General features: G+C 58.7%; 25 protein-coding genes. 21 read left to right on the top strand and 4 right to left on the bottom strand.

The annotated features are described in order from the left end of the window. Positions 1–6 precede the first annotated feature (6 nt). From hscA to ACP7E4_RS04965, 15 genes are all read left to right on the top strand, one after another. Positions 7–1872 carry a Fe-S protein assembly chaperone HscA gene (gene hscA / locus ACP7E4_RS05035; RefSeq protein WP_426112241.1) on the top strand — a complete coding sequence of 622 codons (1866 nt, stop codon included), beginning with the start codon at positions 7–9 and terminating at the stop codon, positions 1870–1872. Beyond that, positions 1872–2213 (top strand): ISC system 2Fe-2S type ferredoxin, encoded by a 342-nt coding sequence (fdx, locus tag ACP7E4_RS05030; protein ID WP_426112239.1) that lies wholly within the window; start codon positions 1872–1874, stop codon positions 2211–2213. The genes hscA and fdx overlap by 1 nt, the downstream gene beginning before the upstream one ends. Before the next feature lie 12 nt (positions 2214–2225). Next, complete coding sequence (iscX, locus tag ACP7E4_RS05025; protein ID WP_065835150.1) at positions 2226–2426, top strand: Fe-S cluster assembly protein IscX; 201 nt, start codon at positions 2226–2228, stop codon at positions 2424–2426. A gap of 95 nt (positions 2427–2521) precedes the next feature. Beyond that, positions 2522–2947, top strand: a complete 426-nt coding sequence (gene ndk, locus ACP7E4_RS05020; RefSeq protein ID WP_331151647.1) for a nucleoside-diphosphate kinase — start codon at positions 2522–2524, stop codon at positions 2945–2947. 32 nt (positions 2948–2979) lie between these two features. Continuing rightward, positions 2980–4128: a 23S rRNA (adenine(2503)-C(2))-methyltransferase RlmN gene (gene rlmN / locus ACP7E4_RS05015; RefSeq protein ID WP_331151648.1), complete on the top strand. Its 1149-nt coding sequence runs from the start codon at positions 2980–2982 to the stop codon at positions 4126–4128. A 26-nt stretch (positions 4129–4154) separates the two neighbouring features. Continuing rightward, on the top strand, positions 4155–4913 hold the full coding sequence (gene pilW / locus ACP7E4_RS05010; protein WP_426112236.1) for a type IV pilus biogenesis/stability protein PilW: 759 nt from the start codon (positions 4155–4157) through the stop codon (positions 4911–4913). After that, the gene (locus ACP7E4_RS05005; protein WP_426112234.1) at positions 4913–5902 is read left to right on the top strand and encodes a RodZ domain-containing protein; all 990 of its coding nucleotides are present in this window, start codon (positions 4913–4915) and stop codon (positions 5900–5902) included. The genes pilW and ACP7E4_RS05005 overlap by 1 nt, the downstream gene beginning before the upstream one ends. Positions 5903–5905: 3 nt before the next feature. After that, positions 5906–7015, top strand: a complete 1110-nt coding sequence (gene ispG, locus ACP7E4_RS05000; protein ID WP_426112232.1) for a flavodoxin-dependent (E)-4-hydroxy-3-methylbut-2-enyl-diphosphate synthase — start codon at positions 5906–5908, stop codon at positions 7013–7015. A 24-nt stretch (positions 7016–7039) separates the two neighbouring features. Then, positions 7040–8329: a histidine--tRNA ligase gene (gene hisS / locus ACP7E4_RS04995; RefSeq protein ID WP_426112230.1), complete on the top strand. Its 1290-nt coding sequence runs from the start codon at positions 7040–7042 to the stop codon at positions 8327–8329. Between the two features lie 39 nt (positions 8330–8368). Next, a complete protein-coding gene (locus ACP7E4_RS04990) occupies positions 8369–9010 on the top strand; it encodes a tetratricopeptide repeat protein (protein ID WP_426112228.1) in 642 nt (213 codons plus the stop codon). Beyond that, positions 9003–10154 (top strand): outer membrane protein assembly factor BamB, encoded by a 1152-nt coding sequence (gene bamB, locus ACP7E4_RS04985; protein ID WP_044901470.1) that lies wholly within the window; start codon positions 9003–9005, stop codon positions 10152–10154. Before ACP7E4_RS04990 ends, bamB begins: the two co-directional genes overlap by 8 nt. A gap of 141 nt (positions 10155–10295) precedes the next feature. Further along, positions 10296–11768: a ribosome biogenesis GTPase Der gene (der, locus tag ACP7E4_RS04980; RefSeq protein WP_065835143.1), complete on the top strand. Its 1473-nt coding sequence runs from the start codon at positions 10296–10298 to the stop codon at positions 11766–11768. A 118-nt stretch (positions 11769–11886) separates the two neighbouring features. Beyond that, a complete protein-coding gene (locus tag ACP7E4_RS04975; protein ID WP_426112226.1) occupies positions 11887–13035 on the top strand; it encodes a pyridoxal phosphate-dependent aminotransferase in 1149 nt (382 codons plus the stop codon). Continuing rightward, entirely contained in the window at positions 13023–13814 is a 792-nt protein-coding gene (locus ACP7E4_RS04970; protein WP_426112224.1) for an amidohydrolase, read from the top strand. The genes ACP7E4_RS04975 and ACP7E4_RS04970 overlap by 13 nt, the downstream gene beginning before the upstream one ends. 74 nt (positions 13815–13888) lie before the next feature. After that, complete coding sequence (locus ACP7E4_RS04965) at positions 13889–14311, top strand: hypothetical protein (RefSeq protein WP_426112222.1); 423 nt, start codon at positions 13889–13891, stop codon at positions 14309–14311. A 248-nt stretch (positions 14312–14559) separates the two neighbouring features. Here ACP7E4_RS04965 and leuA read toward each other — a convergent pair whose 3' ends face one another. From leuA to xseA, 3 genes are all read right to left on the bottom strand, one after another. Then, entirely contained in the window at positions 14560–16233 is a 1674-nt protein-coding gene (gene leuA, locus ACP7E4_RS04960) for a 2-isopropylmalate synthase (protein WP_426112220.1), read from the bottom strand. A 415-nt stretch (positions 16234–16648) separates the two neighbouring features. Further along, entirely contained in the window at positions 16649–17497 is an 849-nt protein-coding gene (locus ACP7E4_RS04955) for a peptidoglycan DD-metalloendopeptidase family protein (protein WP_426112218.1), read from the bottom strand. 6 nt (positions 17498–17503) lie between these two features. Then, complete coding sequence (gene xseA / locus ACP7E4_RS04950) at positions 17504–18883, bottom strand: exodeoxyribonuclease VII large subunit (protein WP_426112216.1); 1380 nt, start codon at positions 18881–18883, stop codon at positions 17504–17506. A gap of 125 nt (positions 18884–19008) precedes the next feature. On the opposite strand from xseA, the gene ACP7E4_RS04945 reads away from it, so the two are divergent. Both ACP7E4_RS04945 and ACP7E4_RS04940 read left to right on the top strand, forming a co-directional pair. Continuing rightward, positions 19009–19788, top strand: coding sequence for a sulfite exporter TauE/SafE family protein (locus ACP7E4_RS04945; protein ID WP_426112214.1), 780 nt, complete (start codon positions 19009–19011; stop codon positions 19786–19788). Between the two features lie 71 nt (positions 19789–19859). Next, positions 19860–20408: a sugar ABC transporter ATPase gene (locus tag ACP7E4_RS04940; RefSeq protein ID WP_426112212.1), complete on the top strand. Its 549-nt coding sequence runs from the start codon at positions 19860–19862 to the stop codon at positions 20406–20408. 140 nt (positions 20409–20548) lie between these two features. Here the strand turns inward: ACP7E4_RS04940 and ACP7E4_RS04935 are convergent, their stop codons facing one another. Continuing rightward, positions 20549–20989, bottom strand: a complete 441-nt coding sequence (locus ACP7E4_RS04935) for a hypothetical protein (protein WP_426112210.1) — start codon at positions 20987–20989, stop codon at positions 20549–20551. A 289-nt stretch (positions 20990–21278) separates the two neighbouring features. Here ACP7E4_RS04935 and guaB point away from each other — a divergent pair, with 289 nt between their 5' ends. The 4 genes from guaB to ACP7E4_RS04915 all read left to right on the top strand — a co-directional run bounded on the left by guaB (position 21279) and on the right by ACP7E4_RS04915 (position 25858). After that, entirely contained in the window at positions 21279–22748 is a 1470-nt protein-coding gene (gene guaB / locus ACP7E4_RS04930) for an IMP dehydrogenase (RefSeq protein WP_020292215.1), read from the top strand. 129 nt (positions 22749–22877) lie between these two features. Continuing rightward, entirely contained in the window at positions 22878–24455 is a 1578-nt protein-coding gene (gene guaA, locus ACP7E4_RS04925) for a glutamine-hydrolyzing GMP synthase (RefSeq protein ID WP_426112208.1), read from the top strand. A gap of 290 nt (positions 24456–24745) precedes the next feature. Next, a complete protein-coding gene (locus ACP7E4_RS04920; RefSeq protein WP_426112206.1) occupies positions 24746–25303 on the top strand; it encodes a hypothetical protein in 558 nt (185 codons plus the stop codon). Positions 25304–25459: 156 nt separating this feature from the next. Then, on the top strand, positions 25460–25858 hold the full coding sequence (locus tag ACP7E4_RS04915; protein ID WP_426112204.1) for a DUF6632 domain-containing protein: 399 nt from the start codon (positions 25460–25462) through the stop codon (positions 25856–25858). Positions 25859–26029: the final 171 nt, after the last annotated feature.

Below are 26029 nucleotides of genomic sequence, written 5' to 3'. Positions count from 1 at the left end.
TAAAGCATGGCCTTACTGCAGATCGCCGAACCCGGCCAAAGTCCTCAACCGCACCAGCGTCGTCTGGCTGTGGGTATCGACCTGGGCACCACCAATTCGCTGGTCGCTGCGTTGCGCAGCGGTCTCTCCGAACCGCTGGCTGACGCGCAAGGGCAGGTCATTCTGCCGTCCGCCGTGCGCTATCACGCCGATCGCGTCGAAGTCGGTCAGGCTGCCAAAGCCGCTGCCGCCGCTGACCCGTTTAACACCGTGCTCTCGGTCAAGCGCCTCATGGGCCGCGGTCTGGCGGACGTCAAGCAGCTGGGCGAGCAATTGCCTTACCGCTTCGTCGGCGGCGAGTCGCACATGCCCTTCATCGAAACCATTCAAGGCCCGAAAAGCCCGGTCGAAGTCTCCGCTGACATCCTCAAGGTGTTGCGTGAGCGGGCCGAACTGGCGTTGGGCGGCGAACTGGTGGGCGCGGTGATCACCGTTCCGGCTTATTTCGATGACGCTCAGCGCCAGGCCACCAAAGACGCCGCCAAACTGGCCGGTCTCAATGTGTTGCGCCTGCTCAACGAGCCCACTGCGGCAGCGGTGGCTTATGGTCTGGATCAGAACGCCGAAGGCGTGGTGGCCATCTACGACCTGGGCGGTGGCACCTTTGATATTTCGATTCTGCGTCTGACGGGCGGTGTCTTCGAAGTGCTGGCTACCGGCGGCGACACCGCGCTGGGTGGCGATGACTTCGACCACGCAATCGCCAGCTGGATCGTGGCGCAAGCCGGTCTGTCGGCGGATCTCGATCCGTCTACCCAGCGCAGCTTGTTGCAGGCGGCTTGCGCTGCCAAAGAAGCGCTTACCGATGTCGCCAATGCTGATATTGCCTACGGCGACTGGAGCGGTGTGCTGACTCGCGAAGCCTTCGATGCGCTGATCGAACCGATGCTGGCGCGCAGCCTTAAAGCCTGCCGCCGCGCGGTGCGTGACGCCAATATAGAGCTGGACGAAGTCGAAGCGGTGGTCATGGTTGGCGGTTCGACTCGTGTCCCGCGTGTTCGTCAAGCGGTAGCCGAATTGTTCGGACGCCAGCCACTGACCGAAATCGATCCGGATCAAGTGGTCGCCATCGGCGCGGCGATCCAGGCCGATACCCTTGCCGGCAACAAGCGCGATGGCGAAGAGTTGCTGTTGCTCGACGTGATTCCACTGTCCCTGGGGCTGGAAACCATGGGCGGGCTGATGGAGAAAGTGATTCCGCGCAACACGACTATTCCGGTTGCACGGGCGCAGGACTTCACGACCTACAAAGATGGCCAGTCGGCGATGATGATTCACGTGCTGCAAGGCGAGCGTGAGCTGATCAGCGACTGTCGTTCCCTGGCACGCTTCGAGCTGCGCGGCATTCCGGCGATGGTTGCCGGGGCTGCGAAAATCCGTGTCACCTTTCAGGTCGATGCCGATGGTCTGCTCAGTGTGGCAGCGCGTGAACTGGGCTCGGGTGTCGAATCGAGTATCCAGGTCAAGCCTTCCTACGGGCTTACCGATGGCGAAATTGCCCGGATGCTCAAGGAATCGTTCCAGCACGCCAGTGACGACAAGGTTGCCCGGGTGCTGCGCGAACAGCAGGTTGACGCCCAGCGTCTGGTCGAGGCCGTCGAGGCAGCGCTGGACGTGGACGGCGAACGTTTGCTGGACGCTGAAGAGCGCATGGTCATTGACCTGCAACTGCAGGAATTACGTGAATTGATGCAAGGCACCGATGGCCCCGCCATCGAGCAGCAGACCAAGCGTCTGTCGCAAGTGACCGACGCATTTGCAGCCCGACGCATGGACTTGACGGTCAAGGCCGCGCTGTCGGGGCGCAATCTGAATGAAATCGAGGATAACTGATGCCGCAGATCATTTTTCTGCCTCACGCAGTACTGTGCCCGGAAGGTCTGGTTGTCGAGGCGGCACCCGGCACCTCCATTCTCGAACTGGCTCATGAGCATCACATCGAGATCGAAAGCGCCTGCGGCGGCGTCTGCGCCTGCACCACTTGTCACTGTGTCATCCGCGAGGGTTTCAACTCGCTGGAAGAGGCTGATGAGCTGGAGGAAGATATGCTCGATAAGGCCTGGGGCCTGGAGTCACAATCGCGTCTTTCCTGCCAGGCGATCGTCGGCACTGAAGACCTGACGGTCGAGATCCCGAAATATTCGCTTAACCATGCAGCCGAAGCGCCGCACTGACAAGGAGCTGTCATGAGTCTTAAATGGGTTGATGTGCTGGAAATCGCCATCCAGCTCGCGGAAAGCAAGCCGGATGTCGATCCGCGCTATGTCAATTTTGTTGAGCTGCAGCGCTGGGTTATAGCCCTGCCTGAGTTCAGCGATGATCCGACGCGTGGCGGTGAAAAGGTCCTTGAAGCCATTCAGGCTGCCTGGATCGAAGAAGCTGACTAAGCTCTGTCACTCACGCAGTTAGGCAATCCCCCGGAACCCGCGTATAATTCGCGGGTTTAATTTTTCGCTTTAATCATTGTTTCTGGAGTTACACCATGGCTGTTCAACGTACTTTCTCGATCATCAAGCCTGACGCCGTTGCTAAAAACGTAATCGGCGAAATCACCACTCGCTTTGAAAAAGCCGGCCTGCGCGTTGTTGCTTCGAAACTGAAGCAACTGTCCAAAGCCGAAGCTGAAGGTTTCTACGCTGAGCACAGCGCTCGTGGTTTCTTCGGCGACCTGGTTGCGTTCATGATCTCCGGTCCTGTTGTTGTTCAGGTTCTGGAAGGCGAAGAAGCCATTGCCAAAAACCGCGAGCTGATGGGCGCTACCAACCCTAAAGAAGCTGCTGCCGGTACTATCCGCGCTGATTTCGCTGATTCCATCGACGCCAACGCTGTTCACGGTTCCGATTCCGAAGCAGCCGCTGCTCGCGAAATCTCGTACTTCTTCGCAGCTACCGAAGTAACCACTCGCTAAGTCCTGCTGACTAACGAGTGAAGGGTGAATTCATGATTGCATCGACTGGCAAAACAAACCTGTTGGGTCTGACCCAACTGGAAATGGAAAAATTCTTCGACTCGATCGGGGAGAAGCGCTTCCGTGCCGGTCAGGTCATGAAGTGGATTCACCACTTTGGCGTCGATGATTTCGACGCCATGACCAACGTCAGCAAAGCCCTGCGCGAAAAGCTCAAGGCCTGTGCCGAAGTTCGCGGCCCTGAAGTCGTCAGCGAGGACATCTCCACCGATGGCACCCGTAAATGGGTGGTACGTGTCGAGTCCGGCAGCTGCGTCGAAACGGTCTACATCCCCCAGGGCAAACGCGGCACCTTGTGTGTATCGTCCCAGGCGGGCTGTGCGCTGGATTGCAGTTTCTGCTCTACCGGCAAACAAGGCTTCAACAGCAACCTCACTGCCGCCGAAGTCATCGGTCAGGTGTGGATTGCCAACAAATCCTTTGGCAGCGTCCCGGCAACCGTCGACCGTGCCATCACCAACGTGGTGATGATGGGCATGGGTGAGCCGCTGCTGAACTTTGATAATGTCATTGCTGCCATGCATCTGATGATGGATGACCTGGGCTATGGCATTTCCAAGCGCCGGGTGACCTTGTCTACCTCCGGCGTGGTACCGATGATCGACGAGCTGGCCAAGCACATCGACGTCTCGCTGGCCTTGTCGCTGCATGCGCCCAATGATGCGCTGCGCAACCAGCTGGTACCGATCAACAAGAAATACCCGCTGAAAATGCTGCTCGAATCCTGCCAGCGCTACATGAAGACCCTGGGCGAGAAGCGCGTACTGACCATCGAGTACACGATGCTCAAGGACATCAACGACAAGGTCGAGCATGCGGTCGAGATGATCGAGTTGCTCAAGGACACGCCTTGCAAGATCAATCTGATCCCGTTCAATCCGTTTCCGCATTCGGGTTACGAGCGTCCGAGCAACAACGCGATCCGTCGTTTCCAGGATCAGTTGCATCAGGCGGGCTACAACGTCACTGTGCGCACCACGCGTGGCGAAGATATCGATGCGGCCTGTGGTCAGTTGGTCGGCCAGGTCATGGATCGGACTCGTCGCAGCGAGCGTTACATCGCTGTGCGTGAGTTGAGTGCCGAGGCCGATGTGGCCCAAAGCGCCGCGACTCGAACCTGATCGCAATCTTGACCGAGAGAACCTCAATGTCCGTGCGTGCCGCGCTGCTGCTCTGTTTCGTGACAATGCTGGCGGGCTGCGTCTCGACGGGCAAACTTGACCCGATGAGCACCGGCAAGGGCCGCGACGAGGCTCGTCAGGCGTATGTGCAGCTAGGTTTGGGTTATTTGCAGCAAGGCCAGACCGAGCGGGCCAAGGTGCCGTTGAAAAAAGCGCTGGACCTGGACAGTTCCGACGCCGACGCCAATGCCGCGCTGGCCCTGGTTTTTCAGGTTGAAATGGAGACCGAGCTGGCGGATCAGCACTTTCGCAAAGCCTTGTCGGCGCGCAAGGGCGATGCCCGGATCCTCAACAACTACGGCAGTTTTCTCTACGAGCAGGGCCGTTACAAAGAAGCCTATGCACGCTTTGAAGAAGCGGCTTCAGATTCGCTTTACCCGGAACGCTCCCGGGTATTCGAAAGCCTGGGCATGACAGCGGTAAAACTGGGCGACCGTGAAGCGGCGCTGAATTACTTCACCAAGGCCTTGCGCCTGGACCGCCAACTGCCTCAAGCATTGCTGGAAATGGCTGAGTTGTCCTACGAAGACAGGCATTATGTGCCCTCGCGCGACTATTACGACCGTTTTAGCCAACTGAGCGAGCAAAATGCACGTAGTCTATTGCTCGGTACGCGGTTGGCAAAAGTCTATGACGACCGCAACAAGGCAGCCAGTTTCGGGCTGCAACTCAAAAGACTCTATCCCGGTACGCCGGAATATCAGCAATACCTGTCGGAGCAATGATGAAAGCGGTGCATCCCGAAGTTGTAGCAGCCACTCGCGTTAATCCCGGTGAAACACTGCGTCAGGCCCGTGAGAATAAAAACTGGTCGCTGCCAGATGTCGCCTTGAGGTTGAACCTCACTGTAACGTCTCTCGGCAACCTTGAGGCTGGCGCCTTCGACAAGCTGCCGGGCCACACTTTTGCCCGTGGTTATGTGCGTGCCTACGCCAAATTGCTGGAGCTGGATCAGACCGCGCTGGTCAATCAGTTCGATCAATACACCGGCACCGACGGCCAGGGTTCAGCGGTTCATGCGCTGGGTCGCATCGAAGAGCCGGTTCGGCTTTCACACAATATTTTGCGCATCGTCAGCCTGCTGTTGCTGGTGGTGCTGGTGGGCGGCGGTTTCCTCTGGTGGCAGGATCAGGCTTCCCAGCGTGGCAAGGATCCGGTCAGCATGACTCCCGAACACGTTGAAGTCGAAAGTGCCGACGGCACGACGCAGATTCATCCGCTTGACGAGCCGGAAGATCAGGCCGTGACTGAGTCGTTGAGCAGTAATCAGTCGTCATTGCCGTTGAACACCGGTACGCCTGCGACGGAAGCGCCTTCGTCGGCTTCAGCCCCTGTTGTACCTTCCACCTCAGCAAGCGTTCCGGCACATACGCCGAATACGCCGTCTGTTCCGGCTCGTGGTACGCCCGCTGTTCCCGGCGCGCCAGCAACCACGCCAACCATGACGGAAACAGCGCCCGAGGTTCCGGCAGGTGCTGGTCAGGTTGCCATTCAGTTTGCAGCTGATTGCTGGACGCAAGTCACCGAAGCGGGCGGCAAGGTTCTGTTCAGCGGTTTGAAGCGCAAAGGCGACAGCCTCAACGTCAACGGCAAGCCTCCCTTGAGTCTGCTTCTGGGTAATCCACCCGGTGTTTCGGTCAACTACAATGGTCAGCCGGTCGATCTGTCGTCGTTCACCAACGGCAAAACCGCACGTCTGAAGCTAGGGCAATAAGTCATGCACGGCGAATCTCCGATCAAGCGTCGCGAATCTCGAAAAATCTGGGTCGGCTCGGTTCCGGTCGGTGGCGATGCGCCAATTGCCGTGCAGAGCATGACCAACAGCGACACCAATGATGTCGCGGCCACGGTCGCGCAAATCAATCGCCTTGAAGCTGCGGGCGTGGATATCGTGCGGATTTCGGTGCCCGATATGGACGCCGCCGAAGCGTTCGGCCGTATCAAACAGCTGGTCAAGGTGCCGCTGGTTGCCGATATCCACTTCGATTATCGAATTGCCTTGCGTGTTGCCGAGCTGGGTGTCGATTGCCTGCGGATCAATCCGGGCAATATCGGTCGTGAAGACCGGGTTCGGGCGGTAGTGGATGCGGCCCGTGATCGCGGCATCCCGATCCGGATCGGCGTGAACGCCGGTTCCCTGGAAAAAGACCTGCAAAAGAAATACGGCGAACCAACGCCGGCTGCGCTGGTGGAGTCCGCTTTGCGGCACGTCGAGCACCTTGAACGCTTGAATTTCCCGGACTTCAAGGTCAGCGTGAAAGCCTCCGATGTGTTCATGGCCGTCGAAGCCTATCGCCTGCTGGCCAAGGAAATCGTCCAGCCGCTGCACCTGGGGATTACCGAAGCCGGTGGCCTGCGTTCAGGTACAGTGAAATCCGCTGTTGGCCTCGGTATGCTGCTGGCCGACGGGATTGGCGATACTATCCGCATCTCGCTGGCCGCTGACCCGGTCGAAGAGGTAAAAGTCGGCTACGACATCCTCAAATCGTTGCACCTTCGTTCCCGTGGCATCAACTTCATCGCCTGCCCGAGCTGCTCGCGGCAGAACTTCGATGTAGTCAAGACCATGAATGAACTGGAAGGGCGCCTTGAAGATTTGCTGGTGCCGCTGGACGTTGCCGTTATTGGTTGTGTGGTCAACGGTCCGGGTGAAGCCAAGGAAGCGCATATCGGGCTGACGGGTGGCACGCCGAACCTGATCTACATCGATGGCAAGCCGGCGCAGAAGTTGACCAATGAGAATCTGGTGGATGAGCTGGAACGCTTGATCCGCCGCAAAGCGGCCGAAAAGGTCGAAGCCGACGCAGCGCTTATCGCGCGTGGCTAACCCAAGAATTGCTAAGGATTTTTTGTGAGTAAGTCTCTGCAAGCCATTCGTGGCATGAACGATATCCTGCCCGAGCAGACCCCGTTGTGGCGTCATTTCGAAGGTACCGTCTCGCGTTTGCTGGATAACTACGGTTACCGGCAGATTCGCATGCCCATCGTGGAGTTCACCGACCTGTTCAAACGCTCTATCGGCGAAGTGACCGATATCGTTGAAAAAGAGATGTATACCTTTGAAGACCGCAATGGTGACTCGCTGACCTTGCGTCCTGAAGGTACCGCCGCGTGCGTGCGTGCGGTGCTTGAGCACGGCATCACTGGCGGTGGCCAGGTGCAGAAACTCTGGTACATCGGTCCGATGTTCCGCCACGAGCGCCCGCAGAAAGGTCGTTATCGGCAGTTTCACCAGATTGGCCTGGAAGTCTTCAACCTCGACGGCCCGGACATCGACGCCGAACTGATCGTCATGACCTGGCGCCTCTGGAAGGAGCTGGGCATTCGCGACGCGGTGAAACTGGAACTGAACAGCCTGGGTACCAGCGAAGCGCGTGCGCGTTATCGTGATGCACTGGTGGAGTTCCTGTCTTCGCGTCTGAGCGAGCTGGATGAAGACAGCCAGCGCCGTCTGAAAACCAATCCGTTGCGTGTGCTCGATACCAAGAATCCGGAAACCCAGGCCGTGCTGGTCGATGCGCCGAAACTGGCGGATTACCTCGACGACGAGTCGCGGATCCATTTCGAAGGCCTCAAGACGCGTCTGGATGCAGTCGGTATTCCTTACGTGATCAACCCGAAGCTGGTGCGCGGGCTGGACTATTACAGCAAGACCGTTTTCGAGTGGGTCACCGACAAACTCGGTTCCCAGGGCACGGTGTGTGCGGGTGGTCGTTACGACGGGCTGGTTGAGCAAATGGGCGGCAAGCCTACTCCGGGCGTCGGTTTCGCCATGGGTATCGAGCGTCTGGTGCTGTTGCTGGAAACCCTGGAGCAGATCCCGGAAGAAATCTCCCGTCAGGTGGATGTTTACCTGTGCGCGTTTGGTGAAGCTGCCGAACTGGCTGCGCTGGCCCTGGCCGAACGGGTCCGTGACCAGCTGCCGACCCTGCGTTTGCAGGTCAATGCCGGCGCCGGTAGCTTCAAGAGCCAGTTCAAGAAAGCCGACAAGAGCGGCGCGCTGTTCGCCCTGATCCTTGGTGAAGAGGAATTGGCGCAGCAAGTGATCGGTGTCAAACCCCTGCGTGGTCAGGGCGAACAACAAAATATTGCCTGGGATGCTCTGTCCGAGCACCTGGCCTCCTGCGTTGTGCAGGGTTGAAGCTGATTAACAGCCGATTTAGCGAATAGGAGTATTGGGGTGTCGCGTACCGAAGATGAAGAGCTGGCGGTGATGAAGGACTGGTGGCAGCGTAACGGCAAACCCCTGTTGACTGGCGGTTTGCTGGCGTTGGTCATTGTCCTTGGCTGGCAGGCGTGGAGCAGATACGAGAGCAATCAGTCTCAGGGTGCCTCCGCGCTGTACCAGCAATTGCTGGAAACCGCGCTGACGCCCAGCGGCCAGGCCGACACCGCACGTGTCGCTGATATCGCCAACAAGCTGAAAAGCGAGTTCGGCGGCACGGCTTACGCACAGTACGGCAGTCTTTTCGTCGCCAAGGTGGCGGTGGACAATGGCAAGCTGGATGACGCAGTGGCCGAGCTGAAACTGGTCACCGACAAGCCGGCCAGTGACACGCTGGGCGAAATTGCCCGTCAGCGTCTGGCTCGCGTGCTAGCGGCACAGAACAAGACCGAAGATGCACTGAAACTGCTGGAAGGCGATGCCGACAAGGCGTTCCTGGCCAGCCGTGAAGAACTCAAGGGTGACCTGCTGGTACAGTTGGGTCGCACCGACGATGCGCATGCTGCATACCAAAAAGCCAAATCCGCGCTGTCTGAAGAAGCAGCCGTAGGTGGCCTACAAATGAAGCTCGACGACTTGGCCAAAGGGGATGCGTGACGTGATGCGTTGGAAACATGCAGCATTGCTGGCTCTGGCCATTTTGGCCGCGGGTTGCAGCAGCAACAGCAAGAAAGAATTGCCACCGGCCGAGCTGACCGACTTCAAGGAAGAAGTGGTCCTGCACAAACAGTGGAGCCGTTCGATCGGTGACGGTCAGGGCGAAACCTACAACATGCTGGTTCCGGCCATCGACGGCGACCGCATCTTCGCCTCGGACGTGACCGGAGTGATCATGGCGCTGGATCGTCTGAACGGCGACGTGGTCTGGAAGAAAGACCTCGAACTGCCGGTTTCCGGTGCAGTCGGTGTCGGCTACGGCATGCTGATGGTGGGTACGCTCAAGGGCGAGATCGTCGTCCTTGATGAAGCCACCGGCGAAGAAAAATGGCGCGCGCGCGTGACCAGTGAAGTGCTGGCTCCGCCTGCTACCAACGGTGACGTGGTAGTTGTCCAGACTCAGGATGACCGTGTGATCGGCTTCGATGCCGCCACCGGCACCCAACGCTGGATCTACGAAAGTACGCCGGCAGTGTTGACGCTGCGCGGTACTGGCGCACCGATCGTGACCAACCACCTTGCTGTGGCTGGCCTGTCGACCGGTAAAATTGTTGCCCTGGACACCGCCAGCGGCGTGCCAGCCTGGGAACAGCGCGTTGCTATCCCGCAAGGTCGCTCGGAGCTGGAGCGCGTTGTCGACATCGACGGCGGGCTGCTGTTGTCTGGTGGCACCTTGTATGTTGCCAGCTATCAAGGTCGGGTTGCCGGTCTGGAGCTCGAAAGCGGTCGTGTACTCTGGCAGCGTGATGCTTCCAGCTACGCCGGTGTCGCCCAGGGTTTTGGCAGCGTCTACGTAAGCCTGGCCAACGGCACCGTCGAAGGTATCGATGAGCGTTCGTCCACAGCGCTGTGGAGCAACGATGCTCTGGCTCGCCGCCAACTCGGCGCGCCGGAAGTTTATTCCAGCTACGTTGCGGTCGGCGACATGGAAGGCTATCTGCACCTGTTGAGCCAGGTCGATGGTCGTTTCGTGGGGCGTGAGCGCATTGACAGCGATGGCCTGCGTGCCCGTCCGCTGGTAGTTGGCGACATGATTTATGTGTTTGGCAACAGTGGCAAGCTGGAAGCCCTGACCATCAAGTAAAGACTGTCTATGCTTGAGGTCCTGGACCTCTCGCAACCCTGCTCAGGCAGGGTCTGCAGCGCCGAGAGGCGCTGCTCCGAACTCCGGCCGCTGCCCTGCAGCGGCTTTTGTATTTTCTGAAATAACGAAGTGGAGAGCCGCATGGTTCCCGTAATCGCCCTGGTGGGTCGACCGAACGTCGGCAAGTCCACCTTGTTCAACCGCCTGACCAGGACTCGCGACGCCATCGTCGGCGATCTGTCCGGTCTGACCCGTGATCGCCAATACGGTGAGGCCAAGTGGCAAGGGCGCTCCTACATCCTGATCGACACCGGTGGTATTTCCGGCGACGAGCATGGCATGGATGAAAAAATGGCCGAGCAATCGCTGCTGGCCATCGAAGAAGCTGATGTCGTGCTGTTCCTGGTGGATTCCCGTGCCGGTTTCACCGCTGCGGACCAGATGATCGGCGAGCACTTGCGCAAGCGTGGCAAGCGTTCCTACGTGGTCGCCAACAAGGTCGATAACATCGATCCGGAAATGGCCCGCGCCGAATTTGCCCCGCTGGGCATGGGCGACGCCATCCCGGTAGCGGGTGCGCACGGTCGTGGCATCAGCCAGATGCTGGAAATCGCCCTTAGCCAATTCCCGAAAGACGAAGGGGAAGAGGAAGAGGAAGGCGAGGCTGAAGTCGTCGCCGAAGGTCAGGAAGCCAAGCGCATTCCGGGTCCGAGCGAAAAAGACGGCATCAAGATCGCCATCATCGGTCGTCCCAACGTCGGCAAGTCGACGCTGGTCAACCGCATGCTCGGTGAAGATCGGGTTATCGTGTATGACGAGCCCGGCACCACTCGCGACAGCATCTACATCCCGTTCACCCGCAACGACGAAAAGTACACGCTGATCGACACCGCCGGTGTGCGCAAGCGCGGCAAGATCCACGAGGAAGTCGAAAAGTTCTCGGTGGTGAAAACCCTGCAGGCCATCAAAGACGCCAACGTGGTGATCTTCGTGATGGATGCCCGTGAAGGTGTGGTCGACCACGACCTCAACCTGCTGGGCTTCGCGCTGGAATCCGGTCGTGCGCTGGTCATCGCCCTGAACAAGTGGGATGGCATGGTGCCAAGCGAACGCGACTTCGTGAAAACCGAGCTTGAACGCCGGTTGTTCTTCGTCGACTTCGCCGATATCCACTTCATCTCGGCCTTGCATGGCACGGGCGTGGGTAACCTGTATCAGTCGGTGCAGAACTCGTTCAAGTCCGCCGTTACGCGCTGGCCGACCAGTCGTCTGACCCAGATCCTCGAAGATGCGGTCAGCGAGCATGCGCCGCCGATGGTGGGCAGTCGTCGTATCAAGCTGCGTTATGCGCACTTGGGTGGCGCCAACCCGCCGTTGATCGTGATCCACGGCAATCAGGTCGAGAAAGTACCGAAATCCTACGTTCGTTACCTGGAAAACACTTACCGCCGCGTGCTGAAACTGGTCGGTACGCCGATCCGTATCGAGTTCAAAGGCGGCGAAAACCCGTACGAAGGCAACAAGAACACGCTGACTGACCGTCAGGTCAACAAGAAGCGTCGAATGATGTCGCACCACAAGAAAGCTGATAAGAAACGTCGCGATAAGCGCTGATTCTGTAACAGGCTTTCTCCGAAAAGGCGCTAATCGCGCCTTTTTTTATGCGCGCTCCATGGGCTATTCTGGATGACCCGTGCCACCGTGGAGCCGGGCGTACAGTTGAGAAGGCCCCATGATTACGAGCAAGCTGCCCAACGTCGGCACCACCATTTTCACCGTCATGTCCCAGCTCGCCGCCGAAACCGGCGCGATCAATCTTTCCCAGGGTTTCCCGGATTTCGATGGCCCGCAAGCGTTACGCGATGCCTTGAGCCGTCACGTTGCCGAAGGTCATAACCAATACGCGCCAATGACCGGCTTGCCCGCGTTGCGCCAGCAGGTTGCAGCCAAGATTGCGCGCAGCTACGGCCGTCAGGTCGATCCGGAAACGGAAGTCACGATTACGCCGGGCGCTACCCAGGCGATTTTCTGCGCGATCCAGACCGTGGTTCAACCCGGTGATGAAGTCATCATTTTTGACCCGTGCTACGACAGCTATGAACCGTCTGTTGAGTTGGCGGGCGGGCGTTGTGTGCATGTGCAGTTGACCCTGGGTGATTTTTCCATCGACTGGCAGAAACTCAGCGATGCGATCAGCCCGCGTACCCGCATGATCGTGATCAACAGCCCGCATAACCCCAGCGGCGCATTGATCACCCGCGCCGATCTGGATCGGATTGCCGCGCTAATTGCGGATCGCGACATCTATCTGCTCAGCGACGAAGTCTATGAACATCTGGTGTTCGACGGCGTTCAGCACGCCAGCGTGCTGGCTCACGAAGAGCTGTATCAGCGCGCATTTGTGGTCAGCTCGTTCGGCAAGACGTACCACGTCACCGGCTGGAAAACCGGCTATGTGGTTGCGCCACCGGCCTTGACCGCGGAGTTGCGCAAGATCCACCAGTACGTGAGTTTCTGCGGCGTCACGCCGTTGCAGTACGCGTTGGCCGATTTCATGGCCGAGCACCCCGAGCACGTCGAAGAACTTCCGGCGTTTTATCAGGCCAAGCGGGACTTCTTCTGCGACCGACTGAAGACGTCGCGCTTCAGCTTCACGCCAGTGGGCGGCACCTACTTCCAGCTGGTGGACTACTCGCAGATCCGCCCGGATCTCAACGACGTCGACATGTCCTTGTGGATGACCCGCGAGCACGGCGTTGCGAGCATTCCGATTTCCGTATTTTATCAAAGCCCGCCTGAAGGCCAGCGGATCATTCGCCTGTGCTTTGCCAAGCGTGAGGAGACGCTGCGTCTGGCGGCGGAGAAGTTATGCGCGATTTAAGCCAGTTGCCGAATCTGAATCTGGCGTTGGTCCAGACCTCTCTGGCCTGGCATGACCGCCAGGCCAATCACGAGCATTTCGCCATGCTGCTGGACCAGGTCAGCGGCGCTGATCTGGTGATCCTCCCGGAGATGTTCACCACGGGTTTTTCCATGGCGTCGGAAACCCTGGCGGAGCCCGAATTCGGTCCCACCGCCAAGTGGATGCTTGCCCAGGCGAAGCGCCTGCAAGCTGTTGTCACCGGTAGCATTATCGTCAAGGCGGCCGACGGCAGCCATCGCAACAGGTTGCTGTGGGCGCGCCCGGATGGGGAATTGCTGCATTATGACAAGCGCCACCTGTTCCGCATGGCCGGCGAGCATGAGCACTACAGTCCGGGTAACCAGCAGGTGCAGTTCGAACTCAAGGGCTGGCGGATTCGCCCGCTGATTTGCTACGACTTGCGATTCCCGGTCTGGAGCCGCGATGCGCAAAATACCGATCTGCTGCTGTACACCGCCAATTGGCCGGGCGCACGCCGCCTGCACTGGAATCGTCTGCTGCCAGCGCGGGCCATCGAGAATCTTTGCTACGTCGCCGCGGTGAACCGCACCGGAACGGACGGCAAAGGCTTCGCTTATACCGGCGACAGCCAGGTCCTGGATTTCCAGGGTGAAAGCCTGTTCAGTGCCGGTGAAGCCGAGGGCGTGTTTGAGGTGTCGTTGAATGCAGCGGAACTGGCGGCTTATCGCACAAGATTTCCCGCTGACCTGGATGCCGATACATTCGAGATACATTGATTGGGTTCAGTTGTGCCTGAATCTGCCGATATGCCGTCTATCCATTACTGAATGTTTCTTTTCGGGAGTACGGCATGACTACGATCAGCACTTCATCACTCAGCTCATATGCAGCCGCGTTCAGCGTCACCGTCAAGAAAGACGATGCCGCCGCCACTGCCGCCTCGACCGATGCGGCCAAGGCGGCCAGCGACGACAGCGAACGTACGACCGTTGCCGTTAATGCAACGGGCGCTGGCGGTGCAGCCGGTAGTTCGACTTCCGATGCCACGCAACAAAGCATCGACCAGCTTAAAGAGCTGATCAAAGAGACTGAAAAGCAGTTGCAGAAAGAACAGCAACAGTTGGCTGCTGCACAGAACGGCAACGGTTCGGATGCAGAGAAGGCCCAACGAGTCATGGCGATTCAGACTCAGATTTCCAGTACCACTGCGCTGCTGCAATCCCAGCAGGCCGCGTTGATCCAGTTGATGGGTGGCGTTAATACCACTGCGTAGCAAGAATTCCGATGCATTTGCGTCTACTGGAATGCCGTCTTCCCGGATAAATCCGGTCCCACAAAATCAGCGCGATCCAGTGGGACCGGCTTTAGCCGGGAAGGCGTCGGTTCAGACAATACGTCTGCGCCGCCTGGCGGTTGCCCCCAGACATAGAATCTCCAACAGATATTTCCTGGTCCGCAAAACAGCCAAAAACGAAAAGCCCGAAGCAAATGCTTCGGGCTTTTTCGTTGCGATCAGGCGTTTCAGGCAGCCTTTGCAGCTTCCGCCTGGCTCAACGAACGGTTCAGTGCGCTGAACAGGGCGCGGAAGCTGGCGGTGGTGATGTTTTCATCGATACCCACGCCGTGGATGGCCCGCTCGCCGTTAACACGCAGTTCGATGTAGGCAGCGGCCTTGGCCGTGGTGCCTGCGCCGATGGCGTGCTCGTTGTAGTCCATGATTTCCACGCCCACCGGCAGGCTTGAAACCAGAGCCTCCAGCGCGCCGTTGCCTTTGCCTTTCCAGCGTTGGGTTTCGTCGTTGACGCTGACTTCGGCATCCACGGCGCTGGTGTTGTTCTCTTCCTGCAGGCGATGGCTGATCAGCGCGTAAGGCTTGTTGGCTTGCAGGTATTCGCGTTTGAACAGCGCGTAAATCTGCTGCGCCGACATTTCCAGGCCCAGGCGATCAGTTTCGCCCTGCACGACCTGGCTGAACTCGATCTGCATGCGGCGCGGCAACGAGATGCCGTATTCCTGTTCCAGCAAGTAAGTGATGCCGCCTTTGCCGGACTGGCTGTTGACGCGGATCACCGCCTCGTAACTGCGGCCGATATCTGCAGGGTCGATTGGCAGGTAAGGCACTTCCCACAATTCGTCCGGTTTCTGCTGAGTGAAGCCTTTGCGAATTGCGTCCTGGTGCGAGCCGGAGAACGCGGTGTGGACCAGATCGCCCACATACGGGTGACGCGGGTGAACCGGGATCTGGTTGCACTCTTCGACGACTTTGCGCACGCCGTCGATGTCCGAGAAATCCAGCTGCGGATTGAGGCCCTGGGTGTACATGTTCAACGCGACGGTCACCAGATCCACGTTGCCGGTACGTTCGCCGTTACCGAACAGGCAGCCTTCAACACGGTCCGCGCCAGCCATCAGGCCCAGCTCGGTGGCCGCAACGCCGGTACCACGGTCGTTGTGGGTGTGCAGGCTGATGATCACGCTGTCACGGCGGGTGATATTGCGGCAGAACCATTCAATCTGGTCGGCATAGATATTCGGCGTCGCCACTTCAACTGTGGCCGGCAGGTTGAGGATGACTTTGTTCTCTGGAGTCGCGTTCCAGACTTCGATGACCGCGTCGCAGACTTCCTTGGCAAACTCCAGTTCGGTAGCGCTGAAGGTCTCTGGCGAGTATTCGAACGTCCACTGCGTGTCCGGTTGTTCGGCAGCATATTTGACGAACAGCTTGGCGGCGCTGACCGCAATCTCTTTGACGCCGGCCTTGTCCTGGTTGAAGACGATGCGGCGGAAGGATGGGCTGGTGGCGTTGTACAGGTGAACGATGGCTTTCTTCGCGCCGCGCAGGGATTCAAAGGTGCGGGCGATCAGGTCTTCACGGCCTTGGGTCAACACCTGAATAGTGGTGTCCTCCGGAATGTGGCCGTCTTCGATCAGGGTGCGAACGAAGTCAAAGTCAGTCTGCGAGGCAGCCGGGAACGAAGCTTCGATTTCCTTGACGCCGACGCTGACCAGTGTTTTCCAGAAACGCAGCTTCTTGACCGCGTCCATTGGCTCGATCAGCGACTGGTTACCATCACGAAGGTCGGAACTGCACCAGATCGGCACTTCGGTAATGGTTTTCGAAGGCCAGGTGCGATCCGGCAAATCAATAGTCGGGAACGCGCGGTACTTCTTGGACGGATCTTTGAGCATGGTCATGGCGAAATCCTTGGGTTCTTGCGGGGCCGGGTAGAGGCGGCCAACCGATAATTCGAAAAGACAGGGGCGAGGCACCGCAATCTAGCTTGGCAGTCGCGCACTGACCAGGCTGAGACAGCAATGTTGCCGCAACAGAATGAGGGTTTGGGAGGTATTCATGACGTCAACCGTAACCATTGGGGTGAAAGTTGGCAAGCAGTTGGAAAAAATTGAGAGAAACTCGCGTTATCGCTGAGAGTCTGTGCTTATGTAGCGCATAATTTCGGTTTTATAGGTTTTTATTGCGGAGTCATAAAGCTAGGCGCAATTGCGGAGCCCGTGGGACCGGATTTATCCGGGAAGAGGACATCAGGTTCACTACACATGCGCCTGACGTTCCGCTTTCGCGAATGAATTCGCTTCTACAGGATCGGAGTTACGGCTGAAACGCCCCGATAAATATCGCCGGATCAACCCGTGCATCGTTGAGGCTGACGTTCCAGTGCATGTGCGGCCCCGTCGCGCGGCCGGTGGCGCCGACTTTGCCGACCACACCGCCGCGCGGAACAGCGTCGCCGACTTTCACGTCGATCTTCGACATGTGGCAGAACATGCTGATGAAGCCTTGGCCGTGGTCGACGAACACGGTGTTGCCGTTGAAGAAGTAGTTGCCGGTCAGAATCACTTTACCCGCTGCCGGGGATTTGATCGGCGTGCCGGCGGGCACGGCAAAGTCCAGGCCTGCGTGCGGGTTGCGTTCTTCGCCGTTGAAGAAACGCCGCACGCCGAACTTGCTCGACAGCGGGCCGTTGACTGGCTTGTCCAGCAGCAGATTACTCGGGGTGGTGGGCGTGAAAGAGCGGTAGGCGGCGATCTGTTCCGCCAATTCGCCTTCGATGCGTTTCAAGTCAGCGGGTTCGGGATTCACCTGGCGCTTGTTCTTCAGGGTGATGTGTTGTTCCGGGTACTTCTTGCTGCCGACGCTGAACGCCAGATTGCGCACGCCGCTGGTTTCCTTGATCGCCAACTGCTGTGAACCCGGCTTGACCGTCAATGGCACGCCGACAATCGCCAGCCAGCGACTGTCCTGCTCCCGGACCACCAGCACCGGCTTGCCTTGATAAGTGGCCTTTGGCGCTTGTGCGCCCGTGCCCAGATCAACCACGGCCACGCCGCCGGGAACCGGCTTGTTCAGCAAGCGCGTGATGTAACTGTCGGCGTGGGCGGGCAGGCACAGGAAGAGGGCAAGCACGCAACTGAGAGAGGGAGCTAAAAAGCGCAGCATCAATAATCAATCCAGAAGAGAAAGGGTGACGGGCGTCAGGTGATTGTCTTCGACCCTGACTTGCAATTCGCCTTCACCCAGGCGGGCCGTCAAGCGCTGGCCGGTCTGAGTCTGCGCGGCATTGCGAATCGCATGGCCGCGCTCGTCGAGCAGGATGCTGTAGCCACGGCCCAGCGTCGCCAGCGGGCTGACCACATGCAGGGTTTGCACCTGACTTTGCAATTGAAGATGGCGGGTCTTGAGCGTGTCGCGCATGGCTTTAGGCAAACGTGCGGCCAGCCCGTCCAGACGCTGACGCAGAAAGGCGAGGGCGCGTCCCGGATGCTGGGCGCCAAGGCGGCTTTCCAGATGGGCGATGCGCACCTGGCGTTTGTGCATCTGCTGCTCGAAAGCGCGGCGCATGCGCATGTCCAGATCGTCCAGGCGCTGTGACTGCTGGCGCAGGCGTTCGCCGGGATGCCGCAGGCGGCGGGAAATGCCTTCCAGACGCAAACGCTCGCGCATGAGTTTGTCGCGAATGCGACTGACCAGGCGGCGATGCAAGTTGTCCACGCGGCGATGCAGGTCGCTGGAGTCCGGGGCCAGCAGTTCGGCAGCCGCAGACGGCGTCGGTGCGCGCACATCAGCTACGAAATCGCTGATGGACACATCGGTTTCATGCCCGACCGCGCTGACAATCGGCGTCCCGCAGGCATCGATGGCGCGGGCCACTGCTTCTTCGTTGAAGCACCACAGGTCTTCCAGTGAGCCGCCGCCACGGGCCAGAATCAGTGCGTCGAAACCTCGGGCGTCGGCCAGCTTCAGCGCACGGACGATCTGCGCGATGGCGTCGCGGCCTTGCACGGCGGTGGGGATCAGGGTCAATTGCACTTGCGGTGCTCGGCGGCGAAACACGCTGATGATGTCGCGAATCACCGCGCCGGTGGGCGAGCTGATAATGCCGATGCGTTGCGGATGCAGTGGCAGCGCGACCTTGCGTTCGGCACTGAACAGGCCTTCAGCGCTGAGCTTTTCTTTCAGGGCATCGAAGGCCAGGCGCAGCGCGCCATCGCCGGCAGGTTCCACGGTATCGAGGATCAGCTGATAGTCGCCACGACCCTCGAACAGCGAGACCTTGCCGCGCACCTTGACCTGCAAACCGTCCTTGAGCGCCTGGCGAACCCGCGCCGCACTCTGCCGGAACAGCGCACAACGTACCTGGGCGCCGGAATCCTTCAGGGTGAAATAGACGTGGCCGGACGCCGGGCGCGACAGATTGGAGATCTCGCCCTCGACCCAGATATTGCTGAACACATCCTCCAGCAACACCCGCGCGCGGCCGTTGAGCTGGCTGACAGTAAGGACTTCCCGGTCGAGGCCGAGTCTTGCGAAGGGGTCTTTGATCATGGTGGGCATCATAATGGCAATGCCGGTCTAGCGCACGGTTGGCGTGGACCAACGAATTAAGCCGCGATAATCCGTGCCGTTTGCTAAAGTTCGCGTCGCGCGGATCTTTAAGGAAGAAGAGTGCAATGGGCAATATCGACATCATCGCCACATTCACGCAACTGGGCTTCACGCCCTTTGACTGGCTGCTGATCGAGCTGGGCGTGGTTGCTGCTTATATAGTGTTCGGCATTGCCGGTTTCGGCACCGCGCTGGTGGCCGGGCCGATTCTGATCAACTTCATGCCGTTGTCGCGCATCATCCCGTTGCTGGTGATGCTGGATTTCATCGCCGCGTTCGGCAATCTGCTGCCTTCCCGGCAATCGGTGGTCAAGTCCGAACTAGTGCGCCTGCTGCCCTGCATGGCGGTGGGCTGCACCTTGGGCGTGCTGTTCCTGCTCAACCTCAAATCTGACGTGCTGCTGCTATTAATGGGCCTGTTCATCACCGCTTACGCGCTGTACAGCCTGGCGGTAAAGGTGCGGCCGACACAATTGGCCGCGGGCTGGGCGATTCCCATGGGCACCGTCGGTGGGCTGTTCGGTGCGCTGTTTGGCAGCGGCGGCTTTCTTTACGCGATCTACCTCAACAGTCGGCTGACCGACAAGGCGCAGGCGCGGGCGACGCAAAGCGCGTTGATCAGTTGCAGCACCATCGTGCGCTTGAGCCTGTTCCTGATTGCGGGTGTCTACGCGCAGATCCCTTTGCTGGTTCTGGCGGTGTGCCTGTTGCCGGCAATGGCCGTGGGTTCATGGGTCGGCCGGGCGCTGACCATGAAGCTGTCCCGCGAGATGTTCGTGCGGCTGGTGACCTGGCTGGTATTGGTCAGCGGCATCGCGTTGATCGGTCGCTATATCGCCGGCTGACTGCTGTACTTGACCTGACGCGACGGGGGATTAAGCTGCCGCACTCGATAAGCCGCTTGTGAAAGATCGCCATGAACAGCCAAAGCATTCTTGTCCCGCAAATTTCCGGTTTTCCCGGACGTGAAGCCAGGGCGCGGTTGATTCTGCGCTGGCTGGTCAAGCTCAATGTGGTCGAGCCCGAATTGACCACTTGCGGTCGAACCTCCAACAAAATGGCCTATGCCATTGCACCCGGGGCCCGTGCGGTGGTGGAAAACCCCGAAGCGCTGCCGTTCGGTCAACCGGTCAATGGCCTGGAAGTCGTCACCAAACGCTGCATCTTCACGCCGTTCAATGATTTCGCCGAAGAAGCCGGTTGCCCGGAATGTCGCAAGGAAATCGGCGAAGCATTGTTCGACAGCCTGGAAGAATGGATGCCCGGCCATACCGACAACTTCATTTGCCCGTTGTGCGGGCACGAAGACGACATCAATGGCTTCCTGTTCCTGCAAGCCTGCGGTTTTTCCAACCTGGGCTTCATCTTCAACAACTGGCTCGATGCGTCGTTCAAACAGAGTTTTCTGGACGACTTCGCCGAACGTCTGGATCGTCCGGTTTCGTGGGTCAAGGTTCTGCTCTAGATTCTTCAAAGAGTTCCGGCTGCACTCGGCTGTCGGTAAACAGACCAGATGTTGCCCCCTCGGCCTTGACGAGCCTGTACAAAAGCCGGCTCCGTTTAAAGCAAGCCGGCCAAGCGTCTAGCGACGCATAGGACGATTTATTAATGTGCGGGGAGTCCCACATCGATTTGCGCACTGACCGTATGCTGCGTGGAGCCAGCGAAGATGAAGTCGAGGTCCGCCTTTAAATGACTGGGCGTAAGATCACTCAGCACCAGCGTTCCTTCTGTGATCTGTGCCATCCGACGTGGTTTTGGAGCGCTTGATTTACCCGTTGAACCACCAGTTCCACTGTTCACAGTGAAATATTGAACCAGTACTTCCCCGTCCGCCAAATCATAAGTGCCTGGAGGGATATCTCCGAAGAAGCTGATTTTGAAGTGAGAGACTGTCTGCCTCGAAGGAAGCTGGCCAACCCAGTCGAATCGCATTAGACCGATCAGTTCGTCAGTGGTGAAATGCGAGGACACGTTTTCGGTCGTTTCGCCGTTTATTTTTACAGCTACCGTGCCACTTTGTTGATTCTTGTCAGGCTGTTTCATTTCAATTATTCCCTGTTGTAGTCGCCCCACGGCCTTCAGGCGTGGCGGCCTTTGTTGCGTCCATGATTGATTCTTGTGAGGGAGCGTTAGCGCCAAGCCAGCGTCCTTCATATTTGAGCCTAGCTAAACGAAGGAAAAAGGACTCAGAACCCTACCGAAAGCTGATCAGCGGAGGACCGGAACGGTCTGACTTTCCGTATTTGGGTATTAAGCTGAGGTTTACATTGAGCCGGGGGGGCTGTCTGGGTATAATGGCGCGCTTCCAATTTCCCGCTCGGGAGCCCCCGCGATGCTGCGTATCAGCCAAGAAGCACTTACTTTCGACGACATCCTCCTTGTGCCCGGTTATTCCGAGGTGCTTCCCAATGAAGTCAGTCTGAAGACCCGTTTGACCCGTGGCATCGAACTGAATATCCCCCTGGTTTCCGCTGCAATGGACACCGTGACTGAGGCCCGTCTGGCAATTGCCATGGCTCAGGAAGGCGGTATCGGTGTGATCCACAAGAACATGACCATCGAGCAGCAAGCTGCCGAAGTGCGCAAGGTCAAGAAGTTCGAAGCCGGCGTGGTCAAGGATCCGATCACCATCGAAGCCGATGCCACGGTTCGTGACCTGTTCGAACTGACCCGCCTGCACAACATCTCCGGTGTACCTGTCCTGCACAATGGCGACCTGGTCGGCATCGTGACTTCCCGCGACGTACGCTTTGAAAACCGTCTGGATGTCCCTGTTCGCGAAGTGATGACGCCTAAAGAGCGTCTGGTCACCGTGCGTGAAGGCGCCGACAAGTACGAAGTGCGCGAGTTGCTGCACAAGCACCGCCTGGAAAAAGTCCTGATCGTCGACGCCAAGTTCGCGCTCAAAGGCATGATGACCGTCAAGGACATCGAAAAAGCCAAGGCTTATCCGCTGGCCAGCAAGGACGACCAGGGTCGTCTGCGGGTCGGCGCTGCGGTCGGCACCGGCAAGGACACTGGCGAGCGTGTTGCTGCGCTGGTGGCTGCCGGTGTTGATGTGGTGGTGGTCGACACTGCCCACGGTCACTCCAAAGGCGTGATCGATCGCGTTCGCTGGGTTAAAGAGAATTTCCCTGACGTGCAGGTCATCGGTGGCAACATCGCCACTGGCGCTGCCGCCAAGGCACTGGTCGCCGCTGGCGCCGATGCGGTCAAGGTCGGTATCGGTCCTGGCTCGATCTGCACCACGCGTATCGTTGCCGGTGTGGGCGTTCCGCAAATCAGCGCCATCGCCAACGTTGCCGCTGCCCTTGAAGGCACTGGCGTGCCGTTGATCGCCGACGGCGGCATCCGTTTCTCGGGTGACCTGTCCAAGGCCATCGTTGCCGGCGCAAGCTGCGTGATGATGGGTTCGATGTTCGCCGGTACCGAAGAAGCTCCGGGCGAAATCGAACTGTTCCAGGGCCGTTCCTACAAGGCTTATCGCGGCATGGGTTCGCTGGGTGCTATGTCCCAGGCCCAGGGCTCTTCGGATCGCTACTTCCAGGATTCGTCGGAAGGCGCCGAGAAGCTGGTGCCGGAAGGCATCGAAGGCCGCGTTGCCTACAAAGGCTCGCTGTCGGCGATTATCCATCAGTTGATGGGCGGCCTGCGTTCTTCCATGGGTTACACCGGCAGCGCCGATATCGAAGAGATGCGTACCAAGCCTGAGTTTGTGCGCATCACCGGTGCCGGCATGGCTGAATCCCACGTCCATGACGTGCAGATCACCAAGGAAGCGCCTAATTACAGGGTCGGCTGACGCCGACCAGCTATAAGCTCCAAGCTTCTAGCTGCAAGCGGTGGCTGTGGTGACGCAGCCATCGCGTACATCCCGATTAGCTTGCAGCTTGCAGCTTAAAGCTCGCAGCTGCTCTTCAGAGCCTTTCCCATGTCCCTCGACATTCACGCCCACCGCATCCTGATCCTCGACTTCGGTTCCCAGTACACCCAGCTGATTGCCCGCCGCGTGCGTGAAATCGGCGTGTATTGCGAACTGCATCCGTTCGACATGGACGACGAAGCGATTCGCGCATTCAACCCACGCGGGATCATCCTCGCCGGCGGTCCTGAATCCGTACACGAAGCCAACAGTCCCCGTGCGCCGCAAGCCGTGTTCGACCTGAACGTACCGGTCTTCGGTATCTGCTACGGCATGCAAACCATGGCCGAACAACTGGGCGGTCGCGTCCAGGGTTCGGACATGCGTGAATTCGGTTACGCCCGCGTCGATATCGTCGGCAAGAGCCGCGTGCTGGACGGCATTGAAGATCACGTCGATGCCGATGGCGTCTTCGGTCTGGACGTGTGGATGAGCCACGGTGACAAGGTCACCGAGATTCCTGCAGGTTTCCACCTTCTGGCCAGCACCCCGAGTTGCCCGATTGCCGGCATGGCCGACGATACGCGCGGCTACTACGGCGTGCAGTTCCACCCGGAAGTGACCCACACCAAGCAGGGCGGTCGCATCCTGTCGCGCTTCATCCTCGATATCTGCGGCTGCGAAGCCTTGTGGACGCCGTCGCACATTGCTGAAGACGCCATCGCGCAAGTCCGGGCCCAAGTGGGTACCGACAACGTGCTGCTGGGTCTGTCCGGCGGTGTCGACTCATCCGTGGTTGCCGCGCTGCTGCACAAGGCCATCGGCGATCAGCTGACCTGCGTGTTCGTCGACAACGGTCTGTTGCGCTTGCACGAAGGCGAGCAAGTGATGGCCATGTTCGCCGAGAACATGGGCGTCAAAGTGATCCGCGCCAATGCCCAGGACCAGTTCCTGAACAATCTGGCTGGCGAGAGCGACCCGGAGAAGAAGCGCAAGATCATTGGTCGTACCTTCATCGACGTGTTCGACGCCGAATCCTGCAAGCTGGACAACATCAAGTACCTGGCCCAGGGCACGATTTATCCGGACGTCATCGAGTCGGCTGGCGCGAAAAGCGGCAAGGCCCATGTGATCAAGTCTCACCACAACGTGGGTGGCTTGCCGGACGAAATGAACCTCAAGCTGGTAGAGCCGCTGCGCGAACTGTTCAAGGACGAAGTGCGTCGTCTTGGTCTGGAACTGGGTCTGCCGTACGACATGGTTTACCGTCACCCATTCCCGGGCCCGGGCCTGGGTGTGCGGATCCTCGGTGAAGTGAAGAAAGAGTACGCCGACCTGTTGCGTCGCGCAGATCACATCTTCATCGAAGAGCTGCGCAAGGCCGATTGGTATCACAAGGTCAGCCAGGCGTTCGTGGTGTTCCAGCCGGTCAAGTCGGTTGGCGTGGTCGGCGATGGCCGTCGTTACGCGTGGGTTGTTGCCCTGCGAGCGGTGGAAACCATCGACTTCATGACCGCACGTTGGGCGCATCTGCCTTACGAGCTGCTGGAAACCGTTTCCGGGCGCATCATCAATGAAATCGAAGGCATCTCCCGCGTCACCTATGACGTGTCGAGCAAGCCGCCAGCGACTATTGAGTGGGAATGATTGGACGTCCGGCATTGCCCGGCGCGATCTAGCAAGAAATGCCCTGGAGCCCGCGTAATTGCGGGCTTTTGGCTTTTTGGGTCTGGCAAACTCTGGCAGCTCTGTGCATCGCCATGACCGTGACTCCTGGTCTGCGAGCCCTTGCCAGCATTGGATCTTGAGTAAATATTATTGGATCAGTGTGGCATCGGCAGACAGGTCAATTGCACAGCAGCACCGACAGCCTACAGGGAACTTTCGCTCTGCAAATGGCTCTATACAGGCCTTCTTTCAGGCTGTTCAGGGACCGAATGAAAACTTCTTTGGCGTTTCCATTAGCAATCACTTTCGCTCTTGTCATGACCGGCTGCAGCAGCCGTCAGGCAGGTGATTTTAGTTCAGAGCCGGTAGTTCCACTGGCTATGAATGACCATCAAGCCAGCGTGACTTTCCGTACCATAGGCGGCGAGGGAGATCATCCTGTCAGTTACACGTACTGGTATGCCAATGCTGGATTTGAGAGCGCGGGTGATCGGGTTTATGACTCTGCTTATTTCAAGCGCATACCGGCTTATCTGAAGAAAATTGCCGGTGGTACTGACAGCATCAGTAAGCTGGTCGAGGCTGACAAAACGCTGTACGTGCAAGGGGTGGTCAAGGTCAAACCGTTCACCTTTAACGGTATTCCCATGCCTACGCCGTTCGACAAGGAGCAGCCTGTTGCGCAGCAATTCACACCGCAAGCCAAGAAGAATTACCTGGTTGAAACCGTGATCGCCGACACTTGGGTCATGAGCGTGTACGAAGTCTCCGCAACCGGTGAACGCAAAACCATTGGCGCTCGAAAACAAGATACCGCCGCAAACTGACCGCACAGGGAGTTCATGGGTAACCGCAGACTCGGCCAGCCTTCCGATACCGCCAGAACGACCGACGGTATCGGTTCACGGGATGTACGTTCGCGCAGGGTTCTATACTCATTGGCGTCCAGTTACGGCGATGCACGCCGCGATAAGGAGCCTGCCATGGACGACACTCAACGACTCGCCGCCTTGCGCATCGTTTTGATTGCTGTCGGTCTGATCGCTGTATTTGCGATCTGGCCGCTGATGATCCTGTGGCCGTCCGGCTGGACGTGGCACAGCGGACATTCTGATTACCCGCTGATGATCGTCGGCATCTACGCGACGCTTGGCGTTTTCCTGCTAAGGGCGTCCCGCGATCCGCTGAAACATCTGAGCCTGATCTGGTTCACGGTGTGGTCGAGCGTCGTACATGGCGCGATCATGGCCGTGCAGTCCTTCGGCGTCGGAATGGATGGGGAACACCAGTTCGGCCATTTATTCGGCGACGTACCCGCGTTGTTTATCGTCGCGGCGGCGCTGGCTTTCTTCACGCCGCGCGGCGATAAGGCCGTAGGGTGAGAGACAGCCTTTTTTATTGAGCTTGTTCCGTCCTTTGTGGGAGATACTCCCGTCGTCCAGACGCCGCATTGTCGCGCAGCAAACACCGGCACCCGTTTGAGCGAGGCTTGCCCGCGAAGAACGATCACGCGCTAGCGCTGGGTCACCGAGGCGTCTGATTCGCGGGCAAGT

It is taken from the genome of Pseudomonas sp. DSP3-2-3 (assembly GCF_049898225.1).
GTDB lineage: Bacteria > Pseudomonadota > Gammaproteobacteria > Pseudomonadales > Pseudomonadaceae > Aquipseudomonas.
This window is presented reverse-complemented; position numbering and strand designations above follow the sequence as displayed.